The sequence below is a fragment of the Pseudomonas sp. 2FE genome, assembly GCF_005503735.1.
Taxonomy (GTDB): Bacteria; Pseudomonadota; Gammaproteobacteria; order Pseudomonadales; family Pseudomonadaceae; genus Aquipseudomonas.
On sequence record NZ_SCMO01000003.1, the window covers coordinates 298,228 to 322,865 of the forward strand.

At 65.3% G+C, this 24,638-nt stretch carries 24 protein-coding genes and 1 pseudogene; 12 read left to right on the forward strand and 13 right to left on the reverse strand.

Annotated features, from left to right (window positions below):
• Positions 1-12: 12 nt before the first annotated feature.
• Positions 13-879, reverse strand: a complete 867-nt coding sequence (locus FFS12_RS08765; RefSeq protein WP_137886493.1) for an NAD-dependent epimerase/dehydratase family protein — start codon at positions 877-879, stop codon at positions 13-15.
• Positions 880-1,076: 197 nt separating this feature from the next.
• Here FFS12_RS08765 and exbB point away from each other — a divergent pair, with 197 nt between their 5' ends.
• The 5 genes from exbB to recG all read left to right on the forward strand — a co-directional run bounded on the left by exbB (position 1,077) and on the right by recG (position 6,602).
• The gene (exbB, locus tag FFS12_RS08770; protein ID WP_137886494.1) at positions 1,077-2,072 is read left to right on the forward strand and encodes a tonB-system energizer ExbB; all 996 of its coding nucleotides are present in this window, start codon (positions 1,077-1,079) and stop codon (positions 2,070-2,072) included.
• A gap of 269 nt (positions 2,073-2,341) precedes the next feature.
• Positions 2,342-2,767, forward strand: coding sequence for a TonB system transport protein ExbD (gene exbD / locus FFS12_RS08775; protein ID WP_137886495.1), 426 nt, complete (start codon positions 2,342-2,344; stop codon positions 2,765-2,767).
• The gene (locus FFS12_RS08780; protein ID WP_137886496.1) at positions 2,764-3,498 is read left to right on the forward strand and encodes an energy transducer TonB; all 735 of its coding nucleotides are present in this window, start codon (positions 2,764-2,766) and stop codon (positions 3,496-3,498) included. Before exbD ends, FFS12_RS08780 begins: the two co-directional genes overlap by 4 nt.
• A gap of 89 nt (positions 3,499-3,587) precedes the next feature.
• Positions 3,588-4,514, forward strand: a complete 927-nt coding sequence (locus tag FFS12_RS08785; protein WP_137886497.1) for a hydrogen peroxide-inducible genes activator — start codon at positions 3,588-3,590, stop codon at positions 4,512-4,514.
• A 12-nt stretch (positions 4,515-4,526) separates the two neighbouring features.
• Positions 4,527-6,602, forward strand: a complete 2,076-nt coding sequence (gene recG, locus FFS12_RS08790) for an ATP-dependent DNA helicase RecG (protein ID WP_137886498.1) — start codon at positions 4,527-4,529, stop codon at positions 6,600-6,602.
• A gap of 239 nt (positions 6,603-6,841) precedes the next feature.
• Here the strand turns inward: recG and FFS12_RS08795 are convergent, their stop codons facing one another.
• The 5 genes from FFS12_RS08795 to FFS12_RS08815 form a co-directional block, all read right to left on the reverse strand.
• Complete coding sequence (locus FFS12_RS08795) at positions 6,842-7,234, reverse strand: SCP2 sterol-binding domain-containing protein (RefSeq protein WP_137886499.1); 393 nt, start codon at positions 7,232-7,234, stop codon at positions 6,842-6,844.
• A gap of 132 nt (positions 7,235-7,366) precedes the next feature.
• On the reverse strand, positions 7,367-7,639 hold the full coding sequence (locus FFS12_RS08800) for an HU family DNA-binding protein (protein WP_137819069.1): 273 nt from the start codon (positions 7,637-7,639) through the stop codon (positions 7,367-7,369).
• 189 nt (positions 7,640-7,828) lie between these two features.
• Positions 7,829-8,974: an NAD(P)/FAD-dependent oxidoreductase gene (locus FFS12_RS08805; protein ID WP_137886500.1), complete on the reverse strand. Its 1,146-nt coding sequence runs from the start codon at positions 8,972-8,974 to the stop codon at positions 7,829-7,831.
• Between the two features lie 179 nt (positions 8,975-9,153).
• Entirely contained in the window at positions 9,154-9,321 is a 168-nt protein-coding gene (locus FFS12_RS08810) for a rubredoxin (protein WP_137886501.1), read from the reverse strand.
• 216 nt (positions 9,322-9,537) lie between these two features.
• Positions 9,538-9,705 (reverse strand): rubredoxin, encoded by a 168-nt coding sequence (locus FFS12_RS08815; RefSeq protein WP_137886502.1) that lies wholly within the window; start codon positions 9,703-9,705, stop codon positions 9,538-9,540.
• Between the two features lie 201 nt (positions 9,706-9,906).
• Between FFS12_RS08815 and FFS12_RS08820 the strand changes: the two genes are divergently transcribed.
• The gene (locus FFS12_RS08820; protein WP_137886547.1) at positions 9,907-10,461 is read left to right on the forward strand and encodes a chorismate lyase; all 555 of its coding nucleotides are present in this window, start codon (positions 9,907-9,909) and stop codon (positions 10,459-10,461) included.
• A gap of 29 nt (positions 10,462-10,490) precedes the next feature.
• On the forward strand, positions 10,491-11,381 hold the full coding sequence (gene ubiA / locus FFS12_RS08825) for a 4-hydroxybenzoate octaprenyltransferase (protein ID WP_137886503.1): 891 nt from the start codon (positions 10,491-10,493) through the stop codon (positions 11,379-11,381).
• A gap of 49 nt (positions 11,382-11,430) precedes the next feature.
• On the opposite strand, the gene FFS12_RS08830 is transcribed toward ubiA, so the two are convergent.
• Positions 11,431-11,808, reverse strand: a complete 378-nt coding sequence (locus FFS12_RS08830) for a hypothetical protein (protein ID WP_137886504.1) — start codon at positions 11,806-11,808, stop codon at positions 11,431-11,433.
• A gap of 182 nt (positions 11,809-11,990) precedes the next feature.
• Here FFS12_RS08830 and phoB point away from each other — a divergent pair, with 182 nt between their 5' ends.
• The 4 genes from phoB (at position 11,991) to FFS12_RS08855 (ending at position 16,192) form a co-directional block, all read left to right on the forward strand.
• Positions 11,991-12,680: a phosphate regulon transcriptional regulator PhoB gene (phoB, locus tag FFS12_RS08835; protein ID WP_119953176.1), complete on the forward strand. Its 690-nt coding sequence runs from the start codon at positions 11,991-11,993 to the stop codon at positions 12,678-12,680.
• An 18-nt stretch (positions 12,681-12,698) separates the two neighbouring features.
• The gene (gene phoR, locus FFS12_RS08840) at positions 12,699-14,000 is read left to right on the forward strand and encodes a phosphate regulon sensor histidine kinase PhoR (protein WP_137886505.1); all 1,302 of its coding nucleotides are present in this window, start codon (positions 12,699-12,701) and stop codon (positions 13,998-14,000) included.
• A 114-nt stretch (positions 14,001-14,114) separates the two neighbouring features.
• On the forward strand, positions 14,115-15,455 hold the full coding sequence (locus FFS12_RS08845; RefSeq protein ID WP_137886506.1) for a hemolysin family protein: 1,341 nt from the start codon (positions 14,115-14,117) through the stop codon (positions 15,453-15,455).
• A gap of 398 nt (positions 15,456-15,853) precedes the next feature.
• Positions 15,854-16,192, forward strand: coding sequence for a carboxymuconolactone decarboxylase family protein (locus FFS12_RS08855; protein ID WP_137886507.1), 339 nt, complete (start codon positions 15,854-15,856; stop codon positions 16,190-16,192).
• Between the two features lie 10 nt (positions 16,193-16,202).
• Here the strand turns inward: FFS12_RS08855 and FFS12_RS08860 are convergent, their stop codons facing one another.
• From FFS12_RS08860 to FFS12_RS08870, 3 genes are read right to left on the reverse strand one after another with little or no spacing between them, the layout of a single operon-like run.
• The gene (locus FFS12_RS08860) at positions 16,203-16,586 is read right to left on the reverse strand and encodes a response regulator (protein WP_171011841.1); all 384 of its coding nucleotides are present in this window, start codon (positions 16,584-16,586) and stop codon (positions 16,203-16,205) included.
• Complete coding sequence (locus tag FFS12_RS08865) at positions 16,556-18,328, reverse strand: EAL domain-containing response regulator (RefSeq protein ID WP_137886508.1); 1,773 nt, start codon at positions 18,326-18,328, stop codon at positions 16,556-16,558. Before FFS12_RS08865 ends, FFS12_RS08860 begins: the two co-directional genes overlap by 31 nt.
• A complete protein-coding gene (locus tag FFS12_RS08870; RefSeq protein WP_218568967.1) occupies positions 18,325-20,790 on the reverse strand; it encodes an ATP-binding protein in 2,466 nt (821 codons plus the stop codon). The genes FFS12_RS08865 and FFS12_RS08870 overlap by 4 nt, the downstream gene beginning before the upstream one ends.
• A 648-nt stretch (positions 20,791-21,438) precedes the next feature.
• Between FFS12_RS08870 and FFS12_RS20450 the strand changes: the two are divergent.
• Positions 21,439-21,816, forward strand: a pseudogene (locus FFS12_RS20450) (flavin reductase family protein).
• Here the strand turns inward: FFS12_RS20450 and FFS12_RS08885 are convergent.
• From FFS12_RS08885 to pstB, 3 genes are all read right to left on the reverse strand, one after another.
• Entirely contained in the window at positions 21,813-22,709 is an 897-nt protein-coding gene (locus tag FFS12_RS08885) for a peptidoglycan DD-metalloendopeptidase family protein (protein WP_137886511.1), read from the reverse strand. The pseudogene FFS12_RS20450 and the gene FFS12_RS08885 sit on opposite strands and share 4 nt — an antisense overlap.
• A gap of 187 nt (positions 22,710-22,896) precedes the next feature.
• Complete coding sequence (gene phoU / locus FFS12_RS08890; protein WP_137886512.1) at positions 22,897-23,637, reverse strand: phosphate signaling complex protein PhoU; 741 nt, start codon at positions 23,635-23,637, stop codon at positions 22,897-22,899.
• A 126-nt stretch (positions 23,638-23,763) separates the two neighbouring features.
• Positions 23,764-24,597: a phosphate ABC transporter ATP-binding protein PstB gene (pstB, locus tag FFS12_RS08895; protein WP_137886513.1), complete on the reverse strand. Its 834-nt coding sequence runs from the start codon at positions 24,595-24,597 to the stop codon at positions 23,764-23,766.
• Positions 24,598-24,638: the final 41 nt, after the last annotated feature.

The window sequence follows — 24,638 nt, forward strand, 5'->3', positions numbered from 1 at the left end:
CGCCGCTTTGCATCAACGGAGTCTCGGCCCGTCCAGCACCGCGGCATAACCTTCGCGATAGCTCGGGTACTGCGGTGCCCAGCCCAATGCGCGGGCACGGGCATTGCTGCAACGCTTGCTGCCGGCACGCCGCACGGTCGCCTCGGCAGACCACTGGGTGACGCCCAGATACTCACGCAGCCAGGCCACCACTTCCGCCAACGCGGCCGGCGTATCGTCGACCCCCAGGTAACAGTCCTGCAATGCCACACCGCGGGTATCCGCCTGCAGCAGGAAGGCCAACAGCCCGGCGGCATCGTCGACATGGATGCGGTTGGCATACAGCGGCGGCTCGACCGCCACCCGGTAGCCTTGCCGCACCTGCGTCAACAGCCACTCGCGGCCCGGCCCGTAGAGGCCGGTCAGGCGCACCAGGCTCGCCGCAATCCCGCTGTGCAGCGCCAGCTGTTCGGCCTCGCGCATCACCCGCCCGGAAAAACTCATGGCTTGCGCCGGGGAGTTCTCATCGATCCATTCGCCCTGCTGCTGGCCATACACGCCGCTGCTGGAGACAAACAGCAAGCGCTTCGGCGTTTGCCCGTGCTGCGCCAGCCAGCCCAGCACATGCCGCAGGCCCTCGACATACGCCGCGCGATAACCCGCCTCATCGGCCTGGGTCGCCGCGGCGCTATAGACCAGGTAATCCAGAGCGCCGGTCGGCCAGGCCGCAGGCGCCTCGCGGCTCTGCAAATCACCCGCCACCGGCAGGACACCCGCCGGCAGCGCAGCAACGGTACGGCGCAGGCCATAGACGGTCCAGGCGCTCGCCAGCAGCCGCTCGGCGAGGCGGCCACCCACGTCGCCACAACCGGCAATCAACACAGAGGGCGTATCAGACATCACGGAACTCCACAGAAAAGCTCATAGCCTAGCGCTGCAAGAACCAAGGGCAAAGCCTTTGCCCGAGAAAGAAGAATGCGAAAGAGACAGTATTGCTTTTGTTAACAAGAATTACTTGCAATAATGCACAGCCGTTTTGTCCTCCACGCAAACACCTTCGTGGACAAGCCGTTTTCTTTCTCTCAGGTCCGGCCAGCATGAATCCTATCCCATCCAGCACGCAGCCAACCCGCCTTCCCAACCTGCCACGCGCCTGGCGTAGCCTCGCCGCACTGCTGTTCGGCCTGCTGCTGGCGCCCAGCCTGGCCTTGGCCGAAGAGCCCGGCGTCAACCCGGCAGCCCAGGTCAGCACGCCCGCTAGCGCGGCAACGGCAGCTGCCAACCTGGCGCCGCCGGAGCGCGGCCCGGAAGCCGCCGCCGCGCTGGAACAGCGCGAAGGGGCAGTCGCTCCACTGGCGGCCGAACAGGCCGTCGAGGCGGCGGAACAGAGCCGGGCGAGCGACCTGTCGCCCTGGGGCATGTACCAGAACGCCGATATCATCGTGAAGATCGTGATGATCGGCCTGGCCCTGGCTTCGGTGATCACCTGGACCATCTGGATTGCCAAGGGCTTCGAGCTGCTCGGCGCCAAACGTCGCCTGCGCACCGAACTGGCCGCGCTGAAACAGACCCGCTCGCTGAGAGAGGCCGGCGCACAGGCCGGCAAGGCCGGCAGCCTGTCGCACCTGCTGGTGCAGGATGCGCTCGAGGAGATGCGCCTGTCGGCCAACACTCGCGAGAAGGAAGGCATCAAGGAGCGCGTCAGCTTCCGTCTGGAGCGTTTGGTCGCCGCCTGCGGCCGGCAGATGAGCCAAGGCACCGGGGTACTCGCCACCATAGGTTCGACCGCACCCTTCGTCGGCCTGTTCGGCACCGTCTGGGGCATCATGAACAGCTTTATCGGCATCGCCAAATCGCAAACTACCAACCTCGCGGTGGTCGCTCCCGGCATCGCCGAAGCCCTGTTGGCCACCGCGCTGGGCCTGGTCGCGGCGATTCCGGCGGTGGTCATCTACAACGTCTTCGCCCGCTCCATCGCCGGCTATAAGGCCCAGGTCGCCGACGCCTCGGCGCAAGTCCTGCTGCTGGTCAGCCGCGATCTCGACCAGCTGCCGGCTGAGCGCAGCCAGCCACACATGGTGAAAGTGGGGTAAGGCTCTGTTGAAGTTTAATGACGGCCGCGCCGGAGCCTGCTGTTGCGCAGGGCAAGGCGCGAGGAGTGTGGTTTGGTTATTCCAAATGAACGACGAGTAACACCGCCCTGCGCAACAGCAGGCCCGGCCCCTCGGGTTGTGCCTGAAAGCGTGCCATGCTGCGTTGCAGGCCTTGGCAAGGGAATGCCATTCCCTGCGGCCTGCGCCTTGCCTGGCGCGCTTTCAGGCGACAACGCGGTTCGTCATTAAACTTCAACAGAGCCTTGTATATGGGACTTCATTTGAACGACGGCGGCGATGATCTCGTCGAAGCGCATGAGATCAACGTAACGCCCTTTATCGACGTCATGCTGGTGCTGTTGATCATCTTCATGGTCGCGGCGCCCCTGGCCACCGTCGACATCAAGGTCGACTTGCCCGCTGCCAGCGCCGAACCGCAGCCACGGCCGGACAAGCCGGTGTACCTGACGGTCAAGGAAGACCAGAGTCTGTTCCTCGGCGATCGGCCAATCGACCGTGAACAGCTCGGACCAGCGCTGGACCAGCAGACCGCGGCGAAGAAAGACACCACCATCTTCTTCCGCGCCGACAAGGGCGTGGCTTACGCCGATCTGATGGAGGTGATGAACGCCTTGCGCGCGGCCGGCTACCTGAAAGTCGGCCTGGTCGGGCTTGAGGCGGTCGGGCAGCAATGACCCAGACCCATCACAAACTGTCGAGTTGGACCATCAGCCTGCTGCTGGTCCTGGGCCTGCATCTTGGCCTGGGGGTCTGGGCGCTGTATTGGCATGCCGAAGCCGTGGCGGTCGAATTGCCGCCACCGGCGCTGCTGCTCGAGCTGGCGCCGCTGCCGGAAGTCGCCCCGCCGCCAGCGCCTGCACAAATCGTGCAGCCAGAGCCGGAACCGCAGCCGGAGGTGATCGAAGCGCCCAAACCCAAGCTGGTGGTTGAAAAACCCAAGCCAAAACCCAGGCCCAAGCCACCGAAGAAACCTATAGAACCACCCAAACCGCAGGAAAAGCCGGTTGCACAGGCCAAGCCGCAGGAACGTCCCGCGCCGCCCGCTGCCCCCGCTGCCCCCGCTGCGCCAGCAGCCGCGCAGCCGAGCAGCACGAGTGCGTCCTCTGCAGCCAAGGTGACCTGGCAGAGCAAACTGCTCAGCCACCTAGCCCGCTACAAGCGTTATCCCGATGACGCCCGCCGGCGTGGCTTCGAAGGCACCAGCAAGGTACGCTTCAGCGTCGATCGCGACGGCCAGGTGCTCGGTGTTGCGCTGGCGGGTAGTTCTGGCAGCGCCTCGCTGGATCGCGCCACCCTGGCGATGATCAAGCGGGCCCAGCCACTGCCAAAACCACCGGCGGAACTGCTGAGCGGCGGCAGCGTGGAAGTCGTGGCGCCCTTCGTCTACTCCCTGGATCGCCGCTAACAGGCCGGTGCCCGGCATTAGAGTGCCGGCCCGGTTGGTTCCATTGAGTGCAGCCGCTATGCTTGGGCGCACTTCAATGGAAAAACCCTATGACCCTCACCGAACTGCGCTACATCGTCACCCTGGCTCAAGAGCAGCATTTCGGGCGTGCGGCCGAGCGTTGCCATGTCAGCCAGCCGACCCTCTCGGTCGGGGTGAAAAAGCTCGAAGACGAGCTCGGCGTGCTGATCTTCGAGCGCAGCAAGAGCGCAGTCCGCCTGACCCCGGTCGGTGAAGGCATAGTCACCCAGGCGCAAAAGGTCCTGGAACAGGCGCAAGGCATCCGCGAACTGGCACAGGCCGGCAAGAACCAACTGGCCGCACCACTCAAGGTCGGCGCCATCTACACCGTCGGCCCTTACCTGTTTCCCCATCTGATCCCGCAGCTGCACCGCGTTGCGCCACAGATGCCGCTGTATATCGAAGAAAATTTCACCCACGTGCTGCGCGACAAACTGCGCAACGGCGAACTGGATGCGGTCATCATCGCGCTGCCCTTCCAGGAAGCCGACGTGCTGACCAAGGTGCTGTATGACGAGCCGTTCTACGTGCTGCTACCCAGCGGCCACGCCTGGGCGGCGAAGCCAAGCATCGACGCCGAACAGCTCAACGACAAGAGCCTGCTGCTGCTGGGCGAAGGTCATTGCTTCCGCGATCAGGTGCTGGAGGCCTGCCCGACCCTGCGCAAGGGCGGCGAAGACCACGGCAAGCACACCACGGTGGAATCCAGCTCGCTGGAGACCATTCGGCACATGGTCGCCTCCGGCATGGGCATCTCGATCCTGCCGTTCTCCGCAGTCGACAGCCATCACTACGCCCCCGGCGTATTCGAAGTGCGCCCGCTGACCCCGCCGGTGCCGTTCCGCACCGTAGCCATCGCCTGGCGCGCGAGCTTCCCCCGGCCGCGCGCGATCGAAGTGCTGGCCGACTCGATCCGCCTGTGCTCGGTCTCCCGGCCGCTGGCCCAAGACGCTTGAGGCGCCGCCGCTATGACTGAACTGGCCGCAGTTGCCGTCACCGCCCTGAAAGGCGTGGGCGTCGGCCTGGCGGAAAAGCTCGCCCGCGTCGGCCTGGAAAGCCTGCAGGACGTGCTGTTTCACCTGCCGCTGCGCTATCAGGATCGCACCCGCATCATCCCGATCGGTGCCCTGCGCCCCGGTCAGGATGCGGTGATCGAAGGCGTGGTGGCCGGCGCCGATGTGCTGATGGGCAAACGCCGCAGCCTGTTGGTGCGCCTGCAAGATGGCAGCGGCACCTTGAGCCTGCGCTTCTACCATTTCAGCCAGGCGCAGAAAGACGGCCTCAAGCGCGGCACCCAGCTGCGTTGCTACGGCGAGGCGCGACCGGGGGCCTCGGGACTGGAGATCTATCACCCGGAATACCGCGCGCTGAATGGCCATGAGCCGATCCCGGTGGAGCAGACGCTGACGCCGATCTACCCGACCACCGAGGGCCTGACCCAACAGCGCCTGCGTCAGCTCAGCGAGCAGGCCCTGGCGCGACTCGGCCCCCACAGCCTGCCGGACTGGCTACCCGCCGAACTGGCGCGCGACTACCGGCTCGGCCCGCTGGACGAGGCGCTGCGCTACCTGCACCGGCCACCGGCCGACGCCAATCTGCAGGAGCTGGCCGAGGGCCGGCACTGGGCCCAGCACCGCCTGGCCTTCGAAGAGTTATTGACCCACCAACTGTCGCTGCAGCGCCTGCGCGAAAGCCTGCGCGCCCAAGAGGCGCCGCAACTGCCGCTGGCCAAGCGCCTGCCACAGCAGTTCCTGCTCAATCTGGGCTTTCAGCCGACCGGCGCGCAACAGCGGGTCGGCGCCGAAATCGCCTACGACCTGAGGCAACCCGAACCCATGCTGCGCCTGGTACAGGGCGACGTCGGCGCCGGCAAGACGGTGGTCGCCGCCCTCGCCGCGCTGCAAGCGCTGGAGGCCGGCTATCAGGTCGCGCTGATGGCGCCGACCGAAATCCTCGCCGAGCAGCACTTCATCAACTTCCAGCGCTGGCTGACGCCGCTCGGTCTCGACGTGGCCTGGCTGGCTGGCAAGCTCAAGGGCAAGGCCCGCGCTAGCGCGCTGGAGCAGATCGCCAACGGCACGCCGATGGTGGTCGGCACCCACGCGCTGTTTCAGGATGAAGTGCAGTTCAAGCGCCTGGCCCTGGTGGTGATCGACGAGCAGCACCGCTTCGGCGTGCAGCAGCGCCTGGCCCTGCGCAAGAAGGGCGTCGAGGGGCGCCTGTGCCCGCACCAATTGATCATGACCGCCACGCCGATTCCGCGCACCCTGGCGATGAGCGCCTATGCCGACCTGGATACCTCGATCCTCGACGAGCTGCCGCCCGGTCGCACCCCGGTCAACACCGTGCTGGTGGCCGACAGCCGGCGCCTCGAAGTGATAGCGCGGGTGCGTTCGGCCTGCCACGCGGGGCGCCAGGCCTATTGGGTCTGCACCCTGATCGAGGAATCCGAGGAGCTGACCTGCCAGGCCGCCGAGACCAGCTTCGAGGATCTCTCCGCGGCCCTCGGCGGTCTGCATGTCGGGCTGATTCACGGACGCATGAAGCCGGCGGAAAAGGCCGCGGTGATGGCCCAGTTCAAACAGGGCCAGCTGCAACTGTTGGTGGCGACCACGGTGATCGAAGTCGGCGTCGACGTGCCGAATGCCAGCCTGATGATCATCGAGAACCCCGAGCGCCTCGGTCTGGCCCAGCTGCATCAGCTGCGCGGGCGGGTTGGCCGTGGCAGCGCCGCCAGCCACTGCGTGCTGCTCTACCATCCACCGTTGTCGCAGCTCGGCCGTGAACGCCTGGGCATCATGCGCGAGACCTGCGATGGCTTCTTGATCGCCGAGAAAGACCTGGAGCTGCGCGGCCCCGGCGAAATGCTCGGTACCCGGCAGACCGGCTTGCTGCAGTTCAAGGTCGCCGACCTGATGCGCGATGCGGATCTGCTGCCGGCCGTCCGTGATGCCGCACAAGCCTTACTGGCGCGCTGGCCGCAGCATGTCAGCCCGCTGCTGGAACGCTGGTTACGGCACGGCCAACAATACGGTCAAGTGTGACGGCGCACAGGCGCCGCTCGGCGGCCCCATCGGTCAGCACGCCCACTGGTTAGATACGGGCGAAAGTCCTTGCTCCGGACCCCGCTTATGACCGCAGCCGCCTTCGCCACCGACACCTCGCCGCAAAAGCCTTTTCCACCTCGGCCTGCTGCGCTTTCGGCTAGCCGCGCTGGATCAGCGGGGCGCTCTGCTCGCGGAGCAGGCGGATGCCGACCAGCGGCAACGCGGCAGAGCGGGAATCAGGCGGCTTTTTTCTCTGCGGACTTTTTCTTCGGCACCAGGTATTTGGTCAGCCCCTGGAACCAGATCACCAGCGCCGGGTTGCCCTGGATCTGGATGTCTTTGTTCTGAATGCCCTGCATAAAGGCCAGCTGCTTGTTCTTTGCGCTCATGGTCGCGAAGCCATAGGCCGCATCTTTAAAGCCCAGGGCGAAATCCGGCTGGGCCACGCTGCCACGCTGGCTGACCACCCGCTGATTCTTGACGACGAAATGCCGGGCGATCTTGCCGTCCAGGGTATGCAACTGGAACACCAGATCGCGGCCCTGCAGTTGCTGCTGAAACGCGGGATTGTCACGACTGGCCTTGGCCATCAGGCGGCCCAGCATCCAGAGGAGAAAACGGAATTTCATGCGCACGGCCTCGGGGGAAATGAAACGGCGGCGCATTGTAGCGGTTTGTCGCAAGGACTACAGCCAGCCTTTCGCTGGGGGAGCCGGGGCTGCCGAGCGCGCCCGGAGCCATTAGCTCCGGGCGTCCAAGGCTCAGTTCACGGCGTCTTTCAGGGACTTGCCCGGTTTGAAGGCGACGGTGTTGCTGGCTTTGATCTTCACCGGCTCGCCGGTTTGTGGGTTTTTCCCCGTGCGCGCGCCACGGTGGCGCTGCACAAAAGTGCCGAAGCCGACCAGGGTCACGCTGTCCTTACGGTTCAGCGCGCCGGTGATTTCTTCGAGCACGGCATTGAGTACACGATTGGCCTGATCTTTAGTGAGATCGGCATGTTCCGCGATGGCGGCGGCAAGTTCCGGTTTACGCATAGAAAGCCCCTTTGACGGTTTGTTGTTGTTGTGTCCGTGCCGCCCTTCCAGAGCAGCGCCCAAGGCGTCGCAACAGCTCTGCGCTGCGGCAGACTCGAGGGAGGATGGCACGCCGTTGGGGCCTGCGCCAGTCGTGTCCGACAATTTTCCGGAGCAACCTCACGGCTGACCCGACAGAACGGAGGGCATTCACGCCAAGAGAGCCGGAAGTTCCTTATTCAACGCCAGCTTTTCCTGCACCGCAGTGCCGGTCAGCGCATAACCCAGCAAACGTCCCGTCGCATCGCGGCACAGCGCTTTGATATCGGCACCGCTGCCCTCGACCGTCCATTCCCCACTCGAACCCCGCGGCGGCGAGACCACCAGCGGGCAGGCCGGCGTTTTCACCAGCACCGGCATGGGTCCATAGCTGACCGCGGTCGGCTTGCCCGCCAGGGTCTGGGCCAGGGCCCGCGCACAGCTCATCAACGGCAGCACATAGAGCAGGTTGAGGCCATCGACCTCGGCACAATCGCCGAGCGCGAAAATATTCGCGTGGGAAGTCTGCAGCTGGCGATTCACCACCACGCCGCGATTGACCGCCAGCCCGGCCGCCGCCGCCAGGTCGATACGCGGGCGCAGGCCGACGGCCGAGACCACCACATCGCACTGCAGCCGCGTGCCATCGGACAGGTGGGCATCGAGCCCCGCCGCCGTACGCTGCAGACTGGCCAGCACCGGGCCGAGGTGAAAGCGCGCACCGAGCCCTTCCAGGCCGGCCTGCACCGCGGCTGCCGCAGCCGGGTGCAGCAACCCCGGCATCACCTGCTCACAGGGCGCCACCAGCTCAACCGCATAGCCTCCGAGGCTGAGGTCGTTGGCAAACTCGCAACCGATCAGACCGGCACCGAGCAGCAACACCCGGCGTTTACCCGCCGCCGCCGCCCGGAAACGCGCATAGTCCTCCAAATCGTTGATCGGGAAAATCGCGTCCTGGGCATCGCCGGCCACCGGCACGCGGATGGTTTCCGCGCCCCAGGCCAGCACCAGATCGCGGTAAGCCACGGCCTCTTCGCCAATCCACAGGCGTTTATGCCCGGGGTCGATGCCGGTGATCCGGGTATGGGTGCGGATCTCGGCCTTGAGCTGATCGGCCATGGCGCCCGGCTCGGCCAGGGTCAGACCGTCGGCGTCCTTGTGCCTGCCGAAGCCGGTGGACAGCATCGGCTTGGAATAGGAGCGGCCGTCATCGGCGGTAAGCAGCAGCAGCGGCGTTGCACCATCGAGCTTGCGAAATTCCTTGGCCAGGTTGTAACCGGCCAGGCCGGTGCCGACGATCACCACGGGTGCACTCATCACTCACTCCTAAGACTGCGACGACGCGACGGCGCAGAGGCCGGCGCGGAAAATTAAAACTGACAACCGGCCTGTTAACGCGGCGAAAGCGCTGAGGACGCGGGGTTCAGAAGGGGCATGGACCATACGCGGCGCGGTACCACGCACCCCGTCCCAGCACCGCCGTGCTGAACTGTCGGTTAGCTGATTTCGATCATCTCGAAATCTATCTTGCCGACGCCGCAGTCCGGGCACAGCCAATCCGGCGGAATGTCTTCCCAGCGCGTCCCCGCGGCTATGCCCTCTTCCGGCAGCCCTTCGGCTTCGTCGTAGATAAAGCCGCACACCACACATTGCCACTTGCGCATCGCTCGCCTCCGCCTTGCGGAACGTCGTTTTTGACCCTAGCGCAATTGCCCGCTGCCGCCAATGCTCAGGAACCGCGGCGCGACCGAGGATAGGCAGCGCCATCCGCCCGACCGGCGAAAGCTTTCGCTCAATTGGCGAAGGCCAAAAATGCCAACGGCGACCAAAGGCCGCCGTTGCACCGAGTATTTCCCGCCCCGACGGCGTGGAAGGCTCGCTTAAGCGATTTCGATCATCTCGAAGTCCAGCTTGCCGACGCCGCAATCCGGGCACAGCCAGTCTTGCGGCACATCCTGCCACGGGGTTCCGGCGACTATGCCCTCATCCGGCCAGCCCAGGCTTTCATCGTAAATCAGGCCACAGACCACACACTGCCACTTCTTCATCGGCTACCACCTCAACTCTTCAGACGTTCTTGGCGCGGCGGGAGAGGGTGAGAAAAATGCCGGCCGGCTCTGGGCGCTTTGTACTGATCGACACGCCAGTACGCAAGTGCCATCGGGCAGTTCCGACCTTTGGCTGGGGCGCGGTCGGGCGCGGCAAACATGCTAAGCTCGCCGCCCCGACTGCCGCAGATACCTGTTCCAGTGCCGCACGCCGCCCTCGCTCATCCGCCCCGCTGGCTGACCGCCACGCAGCTGCACCCCGCGCCTGCGGCCGGGCTGCGCGCTTGGTTGTTCGATCAAGGCTCGCTGACCCGGCGGCTGATGGCCCTCTCCGCCGACGCGTTCAGCGTCACCCCGCTGGCGGAAGGCTGGCAGACCCTGCGCAACGACGAATGTGCCGCACTGCAGGTGCCGGCTGGCAGCCAAGGCTGGGTGCGCGAAGTGTATTTGCGCGGCCACGGCCACCCCTGGGTCTTCGCCCGTAGCGTGGCGGCGCGCAGCAGCTTGGAAGGCTCCGGGCTGGCGTTGCGTGAGCTGGGTAGCCGCTCCCTCGGCGAATTGCTGTTCAGCGACCGCGCCTTCGCCCGTGGCGCCATCGAGGTCAGCCGTTATCCCGCCGCCTGGTTGCCCGCGGCAGTCCGCACCGAGCGCCTGTGGGCTCGCCGCTCCAGCTTCAGCCGGGGCGGCTTGGCGGTGCTGGTGGCGGAAGTCTTTCTACCGACCTTGTGGCAACAGGCACAAATCCACACCGTATAATCCGCGCAACTCGCCCGGAGACGCGCTCGATGTACACCCGCCTGCTGCAATCGCTCAATCGCCTGCATCCCCGCGCCTGGGATTTCGTCCAACTGATGCGCCTGGAAAAACCCATCGGCATCTACCTGCTGCTGTGGCCAACCCTCTGGGCGCTCTGGGTGGCGGCCAAAGGCGTGCCGTCACTGAGCAATCTGCTGATCTTCGTGCTGGGTGTGATCCTGATGCGCGCCGCCGGTTGTGTGATCAACGACTACGCCGACCGCAACTTCGACGGTCACGTCAAACGGACCCGCGAACGCCCGCTGGCCAGCGGCAAGATCGCGCCCCGCGAAGCGCTGGTGCTATTCGCCGTGCTGCTGGTGCTGAGCTTCGCGCTGGTGCTCTGCACCAATGCCACGACGGTCTGGCTGTCCTTCGGCGGGCTGGCGCTGGCCGCCTGTTACCCCTTTATGAAACGCTACACCTTCTACCCGCAGGTGGTGCTCGGCGCGGCATTTTCCTGGGGGATGCCCATGGCCTTTACCGCCGAGACCGGCACGCTGCCGGCCGCCGCCTGGCTGCTGTATCTCGCCAACCTGCTGTGGACGGTGGCCTACGACACCTACTACGCAATGGCCGACCGCGACGACGATTTGAAGATCGGGGTGAAGTCCACCGCCATTCTGTTCGGTGACGCCGACCGCCCGATCATCGCCACATTGCAGGGGCTGGCCCTGCTCTGCCTGCTGCTGGCCGGGGCGCGTTTCGAGCTGGGCGGGTATTTCCACCTCGGGCTAGGCGTGGCGGCGCTGTGCTTCGCCTGGCAATTTTACCGCACCCGCACGCGTGAACCGCAGGTCTGCCTGGCGGCTTTTCTGCACAACCACTGGGCCGGGCTGGCGATTTTCCTCGGCATAGTCGCCGACTACGCCTGGCGCTAGGTATCACGCAACCTGCCGTGCTTGGGCGCGGCAGGCTGCGTGATCGATGTCATTCCGGCTTGGCCACGTGCCAGACACCCCCCTTGCCGTCACCGACCATCTCACCGGACTTCTTGTCCTGAACAAAGGTGTACAGCGGTTTGCCGTAATAGGCCCATTGCAGCGTGCCATCGTCGCGCTTGACCACGCTCCAATCGTCATCGTCCTTCGCCCCAGCGGCCGCCATCAGCGGTGGCCAGTTCGTCGCGCATTGGTCGTAGCAGTTGGACTTGTTCGCGGTGTCTTTGTCATAGGTGTAAAGCGTCATGCCTTGGCTGTCGACCAACATGCCGTCCTTCTCCATCGCCGGCTCTGCCGCGTAGGCGAGTCCCGACAACGCCAATGCGGCGCCCGCGAGCAGCGCCATCAAGGTGGGGAAAGTTCTCATCAGGTATCTCCTCTAAGTGGGCTGAGGCGGCCATGCAGTCAGTTGCGGCCGCGGCCGGACACCTCCTTGAGCATAGCCGAGCCAGGCGCAGGCAAAGCCGCTAACATCGACCTGTCACACCGCTGCAATAATTCCGTTATCTAATGCGGCGCAAGACAGCTGAACAACCCGAGGCCTGACCCATGGTTGGCAAGAACATCCTGATCGTTGATGACGAAGCGCCGATCCGCGAAATGATCGCGGTCGCTCTGGAAATGGCCGGCTACGAGTGCCTGGAGGCGGAAAACACCCAGCAGGCGCATGCCATCATCGTCGACCGCAAACCCGATCTGATCCTGCTCGACTGGATGCTGCCCGGCACCTCCGGCATCGAACTGGCGCGGCGGCTGAAGCGCGACGAGCTGACCGGTGGCATCCCGATCATCATGCTCACCGCCAAGGGCGAAGAGGACAACAAGATCCAGGGCCTGGAAGTCGGCGCCGACGACTACATCACCAAGCCGTTCTCGCCGCGCGAACTGGTCGCCCGCCTCAAGGCGGTGCTGCGCCGTGCCGGGCCCAGCGATGGCGAGGCGCCGATCGAAGTCGGCGGCCTGCTGCTCGACCCGATCAGCCACCGGGTGACCATCGACGGCAAACCGGCCGAGATGGGGCCCACCGAATATCGCCTGCTGCAGTTCTTTATGACCCATCAAGAAAGGGCGTATACCCGCGGCCAATTGCTCGACCAGGTCTGGGGCGGCAACGTGTATGTCGAGGAGCGCACCGTCGACGTGCATATCCGCCGCCTGCGCAAGGCGCTCGGTGAGGTGTATGAGAATTTGGTACAAACCGTACGCGGCACCGGCTATCGTTTCTCCACCAAAAGTTAGCGCCAGGACGGCTGCAACGTGAATCAAGACTGGCGTGGCGCCGTTATCCGCCGCCTATTACTGCTACTGGCCGGCTGCCTGCTGGTCGGCCTGCTCAGCGGCGAATATGCCTGGAGCCTGGTGGTCGGCCTCGCCGCCTATCTCGGCTGGACCCTGGCCCAGCTGCTGCGCCTGCACAGCTGGCTGAAGCACCACCACGCGGATGAGCCGCCGCCGGATGGCTACGGCCTGTGGGGCGAAGTCTTCGACAGCATCTACCACCTGCAACGTCGCGACCAACGGGTGCGCGGGCGCCTGCAAGCGGTGATCGATCGGGTGCAGGAATCCACCGCGGCGCTGACCGACGCGGTGATCATGCTCGATAGCGACGGCAACCTGGAGTGGTGGAACCGCGCCGCGGAGACCTTGCTCGGCCTGAAGACCCCACAGGACAGCGGCCAGCCGGTGACCAACCTGGTGCGCCACCCGGCGTTCAAGGACTACTTCGAGCAGAACAACTACCGCGAACCGCTGGAGCTGCCCTCGCCGATCAACGACCGCCTGCGCCTGCAATTCCACATCACCCAGTACGGCAACCACGAGCACCTGGTGCTGGTGCGCGATATCACCCGCCTGCACCAGTTGGAGCAGATGCGCAAAGACTTCGTCGCCAACGTCTCCCATGAGCTGCGCACCCCGCTGACGGTGATCTCCGGCTATCTGGAAACCCTGCTGGATAACGTCGACGACATCAACCCACGCTGGCTGCGCGCCCTGCAGCAGATGCAGCAGCAAGGCGGGCGGATGCAGAACCTGCTGAATGACCTGCTGCTGCTGGCCAAGCTGGAAGCCACCGATTACCCCGCGGACAACCAACCGGTGGCGGTCGACTTGCTGCTGCTGTCGATCAAAGGCGACGCGCAGGCCCTGTCGAACGAACGCCATCACCGCATCAGCCTGGAAGCCGACGCCAGCCTCAAGCTCAAAGGCAGCGAGGCGGAACTGCGCAGTGCCTTCTCCAACCTGATCTTCAATGCGGTGAAATACACCCCGGACGAGGGCGAAATCCGCATCCGCTGGTGGGGCGACGAGCTAGGCGCGCATCTGAGCGTGCAGGACAGCGGCCTGGGTATCGAAGCCAAACACCTGCCACGGCTGACCGAGCGGTTCTACCGGGTCGACTCCAGCCGCGCCTCGAATACCGGCGGCACCGGACTCGGGCTGGCCATCGCCAAACACGTGCTGCTGCGCCACCGCGCATGCCTGGATATCAGCAGCGTGCTGGGCAAAGGCAGCACCTTCACCTGCCACTTCGCCCCGCCCCAAGTGGTCAAACGCTGATGCCGCCGAGCGCGCGGGGACTGGGCAAATCGTGCGCTAGCCGCTAGTCTGCTCAACTGGCGCCCATGCTCGCGGTGCCCTCACCTGATTATCCGGAGCCCTTGAAACACCCTTATGGACCCTTCCCCCAGTTACAACGCCGCCACCTATTTCGCCGATTTTGGCCTCATCCTCTTCGCCCTACTGCTGGTGCTGCTCAACGGCTTCTTCGTTGCCGCCGAGTTCGCCATCGTCAAGCTGCGCGCCACCCGGGTCGAGGCCATCGCCAGAAAGAGCGGCTGGCGCGGGCAAATCCTGCGCACCGTACACAATCAGCTGGACGCCTACCTGTCGGCCTGCCAGTTGGGCATCACCCTGGCCTCGCTTGGCCTGGGCTGGGTCGGTGAACCGGCCTTCGCCCACCTGCTCCAGCCGCTGTTCGAAAGCCTCGGCGTGGACTCGCCGAAGCTGGTGCATGGCTTCGCCTTCTTCACTGCCTTCTTCATCATTTCCTACCTGCACATCGTAGTCGGCGAGCTGGCCCCCAAGTCCTGGGCAATTCGCCAGCCCGAGCTGCTCTCGCTGTGGACGGCCGCACCGCTGTACCTGTTCTACTGGGCCATGTACCCGGCGATCTGGATCCTCAACGCCAGCGCCAACACCGTTCTGCGCATCGCCGGCCAGGGCGAACCGGGGCCGCACCATGAGCACCACTACAGCCGCGAAGAACTCAAGCTGATCCTGCATTCCAGCCGTGGCCAGGACCCCAGCGACCAGGGCATGCGCGTACTCGCTTCGGCAGTGGAGATGGGCGAGTTGGAGGTGGTCGACTGGGCCAACTCCCGCGAAGACCTGATCAGCCTGGACCACGACGCGCCGCTGAACGACATCCTCGCGGTGATCCGCCGGCACAAGTACAGCCGCTATCCGGTGTATGACGCGGAGCACGCCGAGTTCGTCGGCCTGCTGCACATCAAGGACCTGCTGCTGGCCTTGTCGGCGCTGGACAGCCTGCCGGAAACCTTCGACCTGGCCGAACTGATCCGCCCGTTGGAGCGCGTCTCCAGGCACATGCCGCTGTCGCGCCTGCTCGAGCAGTTCCGCCAGGGCGGCGCGCACTTCGCCCTGGTCGAGGAGGCCGATGGCAAGGTCATCGGTTACCTGACCATGGAAGACGTGCTGGAAGTGCTGGTCGGCGACATTCAGGACGAACACCGCAAAACCGAACGCGGCATCCTCGCCTACCAGCCGGGCAAGCTGCTGGTGCGTGGCGACACGCCGCTGTTCAAGGTCGAGCGCCTGCTCGGCCTCGACCTCGACCATATCGAGGCGGAAACCCTCGCCGGGCTGATCTACGAAACGCTGAAACGCGTGCCGCAAGAGGAAGAAGTGCTGGAGGTCGAAGGCCTGCGGATCATCGTCAAGAAGATGAAAGGCCCGAAGATCATCCTGGCCAAGGTGCTCAAGCTGGATTGAGGTTGCGCCCGGAGCGGCGCGCCGCCCTGCTGGAGAAACAGCGCGAACAGCTCGGCGTGACTGCCGACCCCAAGCTTGGGGTCGAGGTTGCGCCGCTGCACCTTCACGGTCTCCGGCGAAATGCTCAATAGCTCGAGGCCAGGACAGGTGGACAAGAACAGCGTTGTCCGCCCTACGAACCCTACCCCTCGCGGAGGGTGGAAAATCCACCAAGCGGTTTTCCACCTTGAGCTATCCAGGCTACCTCGCTCAGCAACAGCGCCGACTGATCAAAAATAGATCGCTTCGACCCTCTTGGCGGGTTAGGCCGTCTGGCCGTAACCCGCCATCTCCCGCGCAAGGCGGGCTACGCTGCGAAGAGACAATCCCCGTCGCACTTCCAACGCGAGGAGACAAGCATGGCAAGGAAGAGAGAACTCGACACCTATCGGCGCTTCAAGCAGCAGTACCCGGATTACTTTGGCGCCGTGGAGGCGTTGGGCGCTGCGGTGCGGCATGCCGGCCCGCTGGACGAGCAGGTCATCCAACTGGTCCAGCTCGGTGCCGCGGCGGCCATCCGCTCTGAGGGCGCAGTGCACAGCCATGTCAGGCGGGCACTGGACGCGGGCGTTACCACGGAGCAGATCCATCACGCTCTGATCTCACTCACCAGCACGATCGGTTTCCCGACCGTCGTTGCGGCCATGAGCTGGGCGGATGATGTGATTGGGAGAGAAAATAAATCTGTCCCTGAATGATCCGATCATCTCACTCATAGCATCCCGGCGCGCAACGTTCGTGCAGGTCAAACGCCGCGGCGATCACGGCGCACAGTTCGGTGTGCTCCCAGGGCTTGGGCAGGAACCGCTGCACGGCGCCCTGGTTGATGGCGACGGTGCGGAGACTGAAGGCCTGGTAGCCGCTCATCATCAGCCGCACGGTCTGTGGATGGAGCCGCCGCACCCGGCCCAGAAACTCGGCGCCGGGGAGCAGGGGCATGCACTGCTCGCCCAGCACCACGCCGACCGGATGCGTCGCCAGCAGCTCGAACGCGTCGTCCGGATCATGCGCCAGCAACAGCTCGTACTGCTCAGGCCGCAGTTCACGCGCCACCGCGGCGGTCACACTCGGTTCGTCGTCCAGGACCAGCAAGATCCGCCGGGCTCCGGGCGGACCAGCGTCGGCGGCAAGGCCAGCGGGCCGGCGCGCAGCAGCGCCGCGCACTGGTCGGCGGGCAGCGGCGGGCTGAAGTAGTAGCCTTGCACCTGGTCGCAGTCGCGGGTTGCCAGCAACTGTAGCTGGCCTCCGGTTTCCACCCCTTCGGCTACCACCTGCAGGCTCAGCCGGTGGGACATTGCGATGATCGCGTCGGCGATGGCGAGGCTTCTCGGGCAGCCGGTGAGCTCGCGCACAAAGCTGCCGTCGAGCTTGAGCCGGTCCAACGGAAAGCGCTTCAGGTACTGCAGGTTCGAGTAGCCGGTACCGAAATCGTCGATGGCCAGCGACACGCCCATGGCCTTGAGCCGGGTCATCAGCGGGATGACCCGGTCCGGGTCGCCCATGGAAGCGGATTCGGTCAGCTCCAACTCTAGCCAGCTCGGGTCTAACCCGGTTGCCGACAGCGTCCGGGCGACCAGGGCGGCTACGTCGTCGCGTGTCACCTGGCGTGCCGACAAGTTGACGGCCACTCGCACGCAGGGCACACCGGCCTGCTGCCAAGCCCGGTTCTGGGCGCAAGCCTGGTTCAGCACCCATTCGCCGATCGGCTCAATTAGCCCGGTCTCCTCCGCCAGTGGGATAAAACGGCTCGGCGCCACCTCGCCCAGTTCAGGGTGCTGCCAACGCAGCAGGGCCTCCACGCCGACGACCACGCCGCACTTGAGGTCAACCTGCGGCTGGTAATGCAAGATGAGCTGCTGGCGCTCGATGGCGTGCCGTAGTTCGCCCTCGAGCCTAACCCGCTCCTCGAGGTTGCGGCGCAGTTCGGCGTTGTAGAGCTGCAGGTTGTTGCGCCCGGTTTCCTTGGCGCAGTACATGGCGCAGTCGGCGAACTTGAGCAGGTCGTCGGCCTCCACGCCATCCGCCGGGTAAGCGCTGCAGCCGACGCTGCAGGTGACGGTGACTTCGCGCTCACCAAGTTGGATGGGTTGGGACACCGCGGCGATCACGCGCCGGACGGTCAGCAGCGCCTGCTCCACGTCGTCCAGGTCCCGCAGCAGCAGCACGAACTCGTCGCCGCCCAAGCGGGAGACGGTATCCGATTCGCGCAGGCAGGCCACCATACGGCAGGCGACGGTTTTGAGCAGCGTGTCGCCCGCTTCGTGACCGAAGCTGTCGTTGATCCACTTGAAGCGGTCGAGGTCGATGAAGCAGACGATAAACCGCTGGTCTACGCGACGGGCGCAGATGATCGCCTGCTGCAAGCGGTCCAGCAGCAGCAGCCGATTGGGCAGACCGGTCAGGACGTCATGGGTGGCCTGAAAGTGCAACTCGGACTCGGCCGCCCGCAGCGCCAAGTGCGTGCATACCCGCGCCATCACCACGGCGATCTGGAACGGTTTGGTTATGTAGTCGACGCAGCCGGCAGCAAACCCGGCCAGCTTGTCGTTCTCGTTGTCCAGCGCCGTCATGAAGATCACCGGGATGTCCCGGGTTTTCGGGTTGGCTTTCAGTCGACGGCAGGCTTCGAAGCCGTCGATGCCCGGCAGCTTCACGTCGAGCAGGATCAGGTTGGGGCTGGCGAACTCGGCCCGCTGCACGCCTTCCTCGCCGTCTTCGGCAATCAAGATCAGGAAACCGTGCTCCTGCAACTGGTCGACCAACACGCGCAGGTTGGCGGGCGTGTCATCGACGATCAGGATGCTCTGCCTAGGCGAGTCGGCAGCTTGGTTCATGGCTGTGCTTCCCCGCCCAGATTGGCCTCGATCAGCCGTAGCACGGCTTTGGACTTGAAGTCCGCCGCCAGTTGCGCGAGCTTGTCGGCAAACGGCCGGTAGCCGGGAGCTTCTGCCGCCAGTTGTCCGGCGCGTAGGCGCAGCTCATGCAGGTTTCCCGCCAGCGCCAGCTGGTGCAGCGCCGCCAGCTCTTCGGCCGGTGGCGGCAGCAGCGGAGCCGCCGGCTCGGTGGCCGGCTCGCCCACCGACTCTGTCTGCGTTGCGTCATAGCGCCAGCTGAGGTGCAGCAGCGAGCCGATCTCCTGCAACAGCTTCTGTTGGTCGATCGGTTTGGCGACGAACGCGTTGGCGCCCGCCGCCAGCGCGTCTGCCTGGTCGTCCGCGGTCGCGCTGGCCGAGACGATGAGGATCGGCACCGCCTGCAACGCGGGCAGGACGCGCGCCCGCCGGGTCGTCTCCAGGCCGTCCAGCACCGGCATCACCATGTCCATCAGGATCAGGTCCGGCACGCTCGCCTCGGCCAGGCGCAGCGCCACCTCGCCGTTTTCGGCCTCCAGCACAGCGAAACCCAGCATACCCAGCAAGTCCATCGCCAGGGCGCGGTTCGCCACCACGTCGTCCACCACCAATACCGTCCGGCGCGGGCCGTCGTAGCCGGTCACCGCGTGTTGCGCCTGGCTCGGCCGCAGCGCCTCGGCCACCGGCAGGCGCAGCTCGAAGCAGAACTTGCTACCCTGGCCGGGGCCACTCTCGACCTGGATGTCCGAGTCCATCATGCGCACCAGCTGGCGGCTGATTGCCAGCCCCAGCCCGGTACCGCCGGCGCGGCGCGACAGCTCGCCCACCTGTTCAAACGGCTGGAAGATTGCCCCCAGCTGGTCCGGCGCGATGCCCACGCCGCTGTCTACCACCTCGAAACGCAGGCTGACCTCGCCGTTGCTGCGGCCTTGCTGGGTGACCCGCAGCGTCACCTGGCCGCGGTCGGTGAACTTGACCGCGTTGCTCAGCAGGTTCAGCAGCACCTGGCGCAGCCGCTTCTCGTCCGCCGTGAGCACCGCCGGCAGCTCCGCTGCGGCCTCTAACTGGAACCGCAGGCTCTTCTGCTCGGCCCGGACGCGGATGATGTCGGCGATCACCTCGAGGAAGTCGGACAGCTGGACCGGGCCGGGGGACAGCTCCAGCTTGCCCGCCTCGACCTTCGAGAGGTCGAGGATGTCGTTGATCAGCATGAGCAGATGCTGGCCGCTGCTCTGAATGGTGGACAGGCCGAGCGCCTGCCGCTCGGACAACCTCCTGTCCCGCAGCAGGATCTGCGCATAACCGAGCACCGCGTTGAGCGGCGTCCTCAGTTCGTGGCTCATGGCGGCGAGGAAGGCACTCTTGGCGCGGTTCGCGGCTTCCGCGGTGTTCTTCGCTCGTTCGAGTTCGTGGGAGAAGGCCTTGAGCTCGCGGGCCAGACGGGCGTTTTCAGCGAAGGTCACGATCTGGCGGGCGATCACCAGCAACGTGACCAGGGCGGTCCCCCATTGCACGCCGCTGGTCGCAAGCGTGTGGCCGGAGAACGCGCGGGCCATCATCAGCCCGTAGCTCGCCGTCACTGCAACGTAGGGAAGGTATAGCTGGGGCCACTCCCAACCCGGTCGCCAGCGGGTGGAGACGGGCCGAGCAAAGAGACTGGCGTAAGCCGCCAGGGCGAGCAGAACGTGGGCCCCGACCCAACCGTCGTTGTACCAGCTGGCGTTGGTGAACGTCCCGGCCGCGCTTGCGAAGAAGAAGAACGTGTCCGCCGTAATCATGAACCCCAGGCCGCCGCCGAGCAGCAAGGTTTCCAGCTTCAGTGCTTCGTCCCGGCGCTGCCGCAGCGTGATCAGCAACAGCAGGCTCAACAGCACCAGATCACCGATGGGGTAGGCCAGGCCAACCACCATGGCGAACGGTTGGCCGGGGAAAGCCAGGATGGTCGGGGCGAGCATGAAATACCAGGCGTAGACGCCCACCGCGGCAGTGATGACGGCGATGTCCAGCCCCAGGCGCAGCGCCTCCATCGGCCGGAAGGCCGGCCGGGGAAAACTGAGGAAGGCCAGCACCAGGCAGGGCGTGAAAGCGAGGTAAAAGGCGTCGGCCAGCGAGGGGAAAGGGGGCTTGTCGATGGCCTGCTGGAGGTAGCTCCAGATCAGGCTGCCGGCCAAGAAAGCGGTCAGCGCGAGCGCCACGCAGGCCCAGCTTCGGCGGGCGGCAGCATGGTGCCGCGCGGCAGCGTACCAGCACAGCGCCACCACGGGGATGAGCGAGAGCGGGAACAAGAGATTACTGATCCACAACTGCTGGTCCGCCGGCCCCCATTGAAACACCAGCCAATGGGTATACACACCGGCTGGCAGCAGCAGGATCGGCAACAGCCAGCGCGGGAGCACGCCAGGGTGGGCCTGGGTGATGCCGGGCCGTGGGGCCGTGTGCTTCATGACGCCTCCTTGTCCTACTTGAACGGAGCGGCCGGGTTCAGGAAAGCATTCGCCTCCAGGTAGTCGATCACCACGTGCAGCTTGGCCGGTGTTTCGTCGAGCAACCGGGATGCTCCGGCTGGCCGAGTCGATCGCCGCGATCATGACTGCGCCCCCCCTCCGAGGTGCGCCTCAATCAGGCCCACCTCGGCGTTGGGCTTGAAGTCCGCCGCCAGCGCAGCGACCGGGGGCGGTAACCGCGGAGCCGTCGGTTCGGCGTACGGCTCACCGACCGATTCGGGCGGCGCCGCGTCATCGCGCCAGTTGCGGTGCAGCAGCGACCTGGTCTCCTCAATGTAGCAGAGCCGACCAAGAGCAAAACCGCTACAAATGACAGCTGGCGGGGTTGCCGTAGTTTCAGCGCCGATGGCTTTCCCCTGCGCATCAGCGCTGGGCCGCTCCCCGCGTCTACGCCGCAGGCATGGTCTTGGCACAAACCTGCCATCAACCCGTGGCTGCGGATCTTTGCCGCGCCGGCGGCGGCGCCACTGGCTTGCCCGGCATTGCGTTGGCCCACCGAGGTCATCGATGGCTCAGGGCTGGGCGCGCTGTTTTGGCGCGGGCATTTCCTCGCCGGCATGCTGCCAGCGGGCCTTGGGCAGGTCTTCGGTGTCGGCCGAGCCGCCGCTGTTGCTGGTCTGCGTCAACCGCAACAACCTGGCATCAAAGGCGATCGACCAGAACGGCTGCTTCTGCGTGGATGTGATCGAAGCCGAACAGCAACAGGTCGCATAGGTCTTCGCCGGGCAGATCAAACTGGAAGACGGTGACCGCTTCGCTTGCGCCGACTGGGGTCAATTGGCTACTGGCGCGCCATTGCTGCAGGGTGCGCTGGCCAGTTTCGATTGCCACATCGAGCAGCAGATCAACCTCGGCACCCATACGGCGTTTGTCGGCCGGGTGGCGGCGGTACAAAGTCGTGAGGGCGCGCCACTGGCCTATGCGCAGCGGCGCTTTTGCGGCTTGCAGGCGCGCGAGGGCGTTTAGTCGCCGCCGACAGCGAAGTTCGGCAGGCTGTTGACCGGCTGAGCGAAGTCGAAGGGAATCGACTCCAGCGCCAGGCCGACGTTGCGCTGCACCACGAAGTGCAGGTGCGGGCCGCTGCTGTTGCCGGTATTGCCGGAGCGCGCCAGCGGTGTGCCGAGGTCGACGCGCTGGCCTTCGCCGACCAGCACCGAGCCGCGCATCAGGTGCAGGTAAACGCCCATGGTGCCGTCGTCATGCAGGATGCGCACATAGTTGCCGGAAGGGTTGTTGCCACGGCCGTGTTGAGCGTTCTCGGTTTTCACCACCACCCCCGCTCGCGCCGAGACTATGGGCGTGCCTTCCGGCATGGCGATGTCGATGGCGTAACGACCCTTCGGGGTGAAGTGGCTGTACTTGCCATTCGCCCCTTGGGTCATGCGAAACGGCCCGCCCCGCCAGGGCAGCGGATAATCGTAGAGCAGCGGTTGCAGCCGCGGATCACCGAGGGCGCTGCGCAGTTTCGGCGTGTAGCGCAGCGGCCGGGTCGGGTCGCGTGGGGCCAGGGTCGCCAGGCGAATCTGGCTGCGCGCCGGCAGCACCCAGCGAATCGGCTCGTCCGGCGCGCCCGAGGCGTTTTCCACCCCGGTCAAGCGCAGCTCTACTTCCACCGGCGCATACAGGTCATTGCGCACCAGTAAAGTTTCGCCGGCCGCGTGCTTCTTGGTTTCCAGCTTCACCTGCAGATCCAGACGCTCGACCATCCGCTCGCGAAAGACGAACACTTGCGCGCCGGCCGCCGCCTTGTCGGTGTAGGTGACCACACCATTGGCGTCGGTGTATTTGTAGATGGTCAAGGCCGCGGCCGGACTGGCCGCGGCGAGCAGACCACAGAGAAGGAATAGGCGCCCGAGCATAACTGCAGAGTTCTTATGATTATGGGTGCCAGCAAGACTAGCAGCGCGCCTGGCCGCAGGCGAGATACCGACGGTCGGGCTGTGACGAAGCGCGCAGAGGCTGGGTGCAACCCGTCAAGTGCTCAGGACCGCGCCGCCCGGCCAGTGCCGGACGGCGTAACCGCGCGCAAGGCTGGAACGCGAGGACTCAGTGGCCTTCGGTTTTATCGGCGCTGCCCTGCACTTCTTCCTTCATCCGCGCCAGGCCCAGGTGGCGCACGTCGGTGCCGCGCACCAGGTAGATCACCAGTTCGGCGATATTGCGGGCGTGGTCGCCGATACGCTCCAGCGAACGCAGGGCCCAGATGATGTTGAGCACGCGGGAAATCGCCCGCGGGTCTTCCATCATATAGGTCACCAGCTCGCGCAGGGCGGTCTTATACTCGCGGTCGACGGTCTTGTCGTACTGCGCCACCGACAGCGCCAGGTCGGCATCGAAGCGGGCGAAGGCATCCAGCGCCTCCTGGACCATCTTGCGCACCTGCTCGCCGATATGCCGCACCTCGACGTAGCCACGCGGCGATTCGCCTTCCTCGCACAGGAGGATGGCGCGCTTGGCGATCTTGGTCGCTTCGTCGCCGATGCGCTCGAGGTCGATCACCGACTTGGAGATGCTGATGATCAGGCGCAGGTCGGACGCCGCCGGCTGACGGCGGGCGAGGATGCGGATGCACTCCTCGTCGATGTTGCGCTCCATCTGGTTGATCTGGTCGTCGACCTCGCGCACCTGCTGGGCCAGCCCGGAGTCGGCGTCGATCAGCGCGGTCACCGCGTCGTTGACCTGCTTCTCGACCAGGCCGCCCATGGCCAGAAGGTGACTGCGCACCTCTTCCAGCTCGGCGTTGAACTGCTGGGAGATGTGATGAGTAAGGCTGTCTTTGCTGATCATCTCGGGGAATCCTGTAGTGGCCGCTGTTACTCCCTCTCCCTTCAGGGAGAGGGCCGGGGAGAGGGTGTTAGCCCCACTATCCCCTCTCCCTAACCCTCTCCCCTAAGGGAGAGGGGACTGCCTGATCTAGCCATAGCGACCGGTGATGTAATCTTCAGTCTGCTTCTTGGCCGGGTTGGTGAACAGCGTATCGGTATCACCGAACTCGATCAGTTTGCCCATGTACATAAACGCCGTGTAATCGGAAACCCGCGCCGCCTGCTGCATGTTGTGGGTGACGATGACGATGGTGTACTTGGATTTCAGCTCGTAGATCAGCTCTTCGACTTTCAGCGTCGAAATCGGGTCGAGCGCCGAGCAGGGTTCGTCCAGCAGCAGCACTTCCGGCGAGACGGCGATGGTGCGGGCGATCACCAGACGTTGCTGCTGACCACCGGAGAGGCCGAGCGCCGACTCGTGCAGGCGGTCTTTGACCTCGTCCCACAGCGCCCCGCCTTTGAGGGCCCACTCGACCGCTTCATCGAGCACGCGCTTCTGGTTGATGCCCTGGATGCGCAGGCCGTAGGCGACGTTCTCGTAGATGCTCTTGGGGAACGGGTTGGGCTTCTGGAACACCATGCCGACGCGCCGACGCAGTTCGGCCACATCCTCGCCTTTGCGATAGATGTTGCTGCCATCCAGATTGATCGCGCCGTCCACCCGGCAGCCGTCGACCAGATCGTTCATGCGGTTGAAGCAGCGCAGCAGGGTCGACTTGCCGCAACCGGACGGGCCGATAAAGGCGGTGACGCGCTGCTTGGGGATATTCATCTTGACGTCGTAGAGCGCCTGCTTGTCGCCGTAGAACAGGCTCAAGCCAGGCACTTCCAGGGTCACGGCTTCTTCGGCCAGAAGCAGATTCTGTTTGTCACGGCCGAGGGCGGCGATGTTGATGCCGTGGGGCTGGGCTTCATGCTGCATGGGAAACTCCATACGCTAACAATTCGTTCGTTGAGCCATCC

Bases quoted from the DNA above. Each gene is read 5' to 3' on its own strand.
- FFS12_RS08865 (WP_137886508.1), bottom strand. From the start codon at position 18,328: ATGAACCAAGCTGCCGACTCGCCTAGGCAGAGCATCCTGATCGTCGAT.
- FFS12_RS08800 (WP_137819069.1), bottom strand. From the start codon at position 7,639: ATGCGTAAACCGGAACTTGCCGCCGCCATCGCGGAACATGCCGATCTC.
- FFS12_RS08855 (WP_137886507.1), top strand. From the start codon at position 15,854: ATGGCAAGGAAGAGAGAACTCGACACCTATCGGCGCTTCAAGCAGCAG.
- FFS12_RS08845 (WP_137886506.1), top strand. From the start codon at position 14,115: ATGGACCCTTCCCCCAGTTACAACGCCGCCACCTATTTCGCCGATTTT.
- phoB (WP_119953176.1), top strand. From the start codon at position 11,991: ATGGTTGGCAAGAACATCCTGATCGTTGATGACGAAGCGCCGATCCGC.
- FFS12_RS08815 (WP_137886502.1), bottom strand. From the start codon at position 9,705: ATGAAGAAGTGGCAGTGTGTGGTCTGTGGCCTGATTTACGATGAAAGC.
- FFS12_RS08805 (WP_137886500.1), bottom strand. From the start codon at position 8,974: ATGAGTGCACCCGTGGTGATCGTCGGCACCGGCCTGGCCGGTTACAAC.
- phoU (WP_137886512.1), bottom strand. From the start codon at position 23,637: ATGATCAGCAAAGACAGCCTTACTCATCACATCTCCCAGCAGTTCAAC.
- pstB (WP_137886513.1), bottom strand. From the start codon at position 24,597: ATGCAGCATGAAGCCCAGCCCCACGGCATCAACATCGCCGCCCTCGGC.
- FFS12_RS08765 (WP_137886493.1), bottom strand. From the start codon at position 879: ATGTCTGATACGCCCTCTGTGTTGATTGCCGGTTGTGGCGACGTGGGT.
- ubiA (WP_137886503.1), top strand. From the start codon at position 10,491: ATGTACACCCGCCTGCTGCAATCGCTCAATCGCCTGCATCCCCGCGCC.
- FFS12_RS08795 (WP_137886499.1), bottom strand. From the start codon at position 7,234: ATGAAATTCCGTTTTCTCCTCTGGATGCTGGGCCGCCTGATGGCCAAG.
- FFS12_RS08785 (WP_137886497.1), top strand. From the start codon at position 3,588: ATGACCCTCACCGAACTGCGCTACATCGTCACCCTGGCTCAAGAGCAG.
- exbD (WP_137886495.1), top strand. From the start codon at position 2,342: ATGGGACTTCATTTGAACGACGGCGGCGATGATCTCGTCGAAGCGCAT.
- FFS12_RS08830 (WP_137886504.1), bottom strand. From the start codon at position 11,808: ATGAGAACTTTCCCCACCTTGATGGCGCTGCTCGCGGGCGCCGCATTG.
- FFS12_RS08885 (WP_137886511.1), bottom strand. From the start codon at position 22,709: ATGCTCGGGCGCCTATTCCTTCTCTGTGGTCTGCTCGCCGCGGCCAGT.
- FFS12_RS08810 (WP_137886501.1), bottom strand. From the start codon at position 9,321: ATGCGCAAGTGGCAATGTGTGGTGTGCGGCTTTATCTACGACGAAGCC.
- recG (WP_137886498.1), top strand. From the start codon at position 4,527: ATGACTGAACTGGCCGCAGTTGCCGTCACCGCCCTGAAAGGCGTGGGC.
- FFS12_RS08780 (WP_137886496.1), top strand. From the start codon at position 2,764: ATGACCCAGACCCATCACAAACTGTCGAGTTGGACCATCAGCCTGCTG.
- FFS12_RS08870 (WP_218568967.1), bottom strand. From the start codon at position 20,790: ATGAAGCACACGGCCCCACGGCCCGGCATCACCCAGGCCCACCCTGGC.
- exbB (WP_137886494.1), top strand. From the start codon at position 1,077: ATGAATCCTATCCCATCCAGCACGCAGCCAACCCGCCTTCCCAACCTG.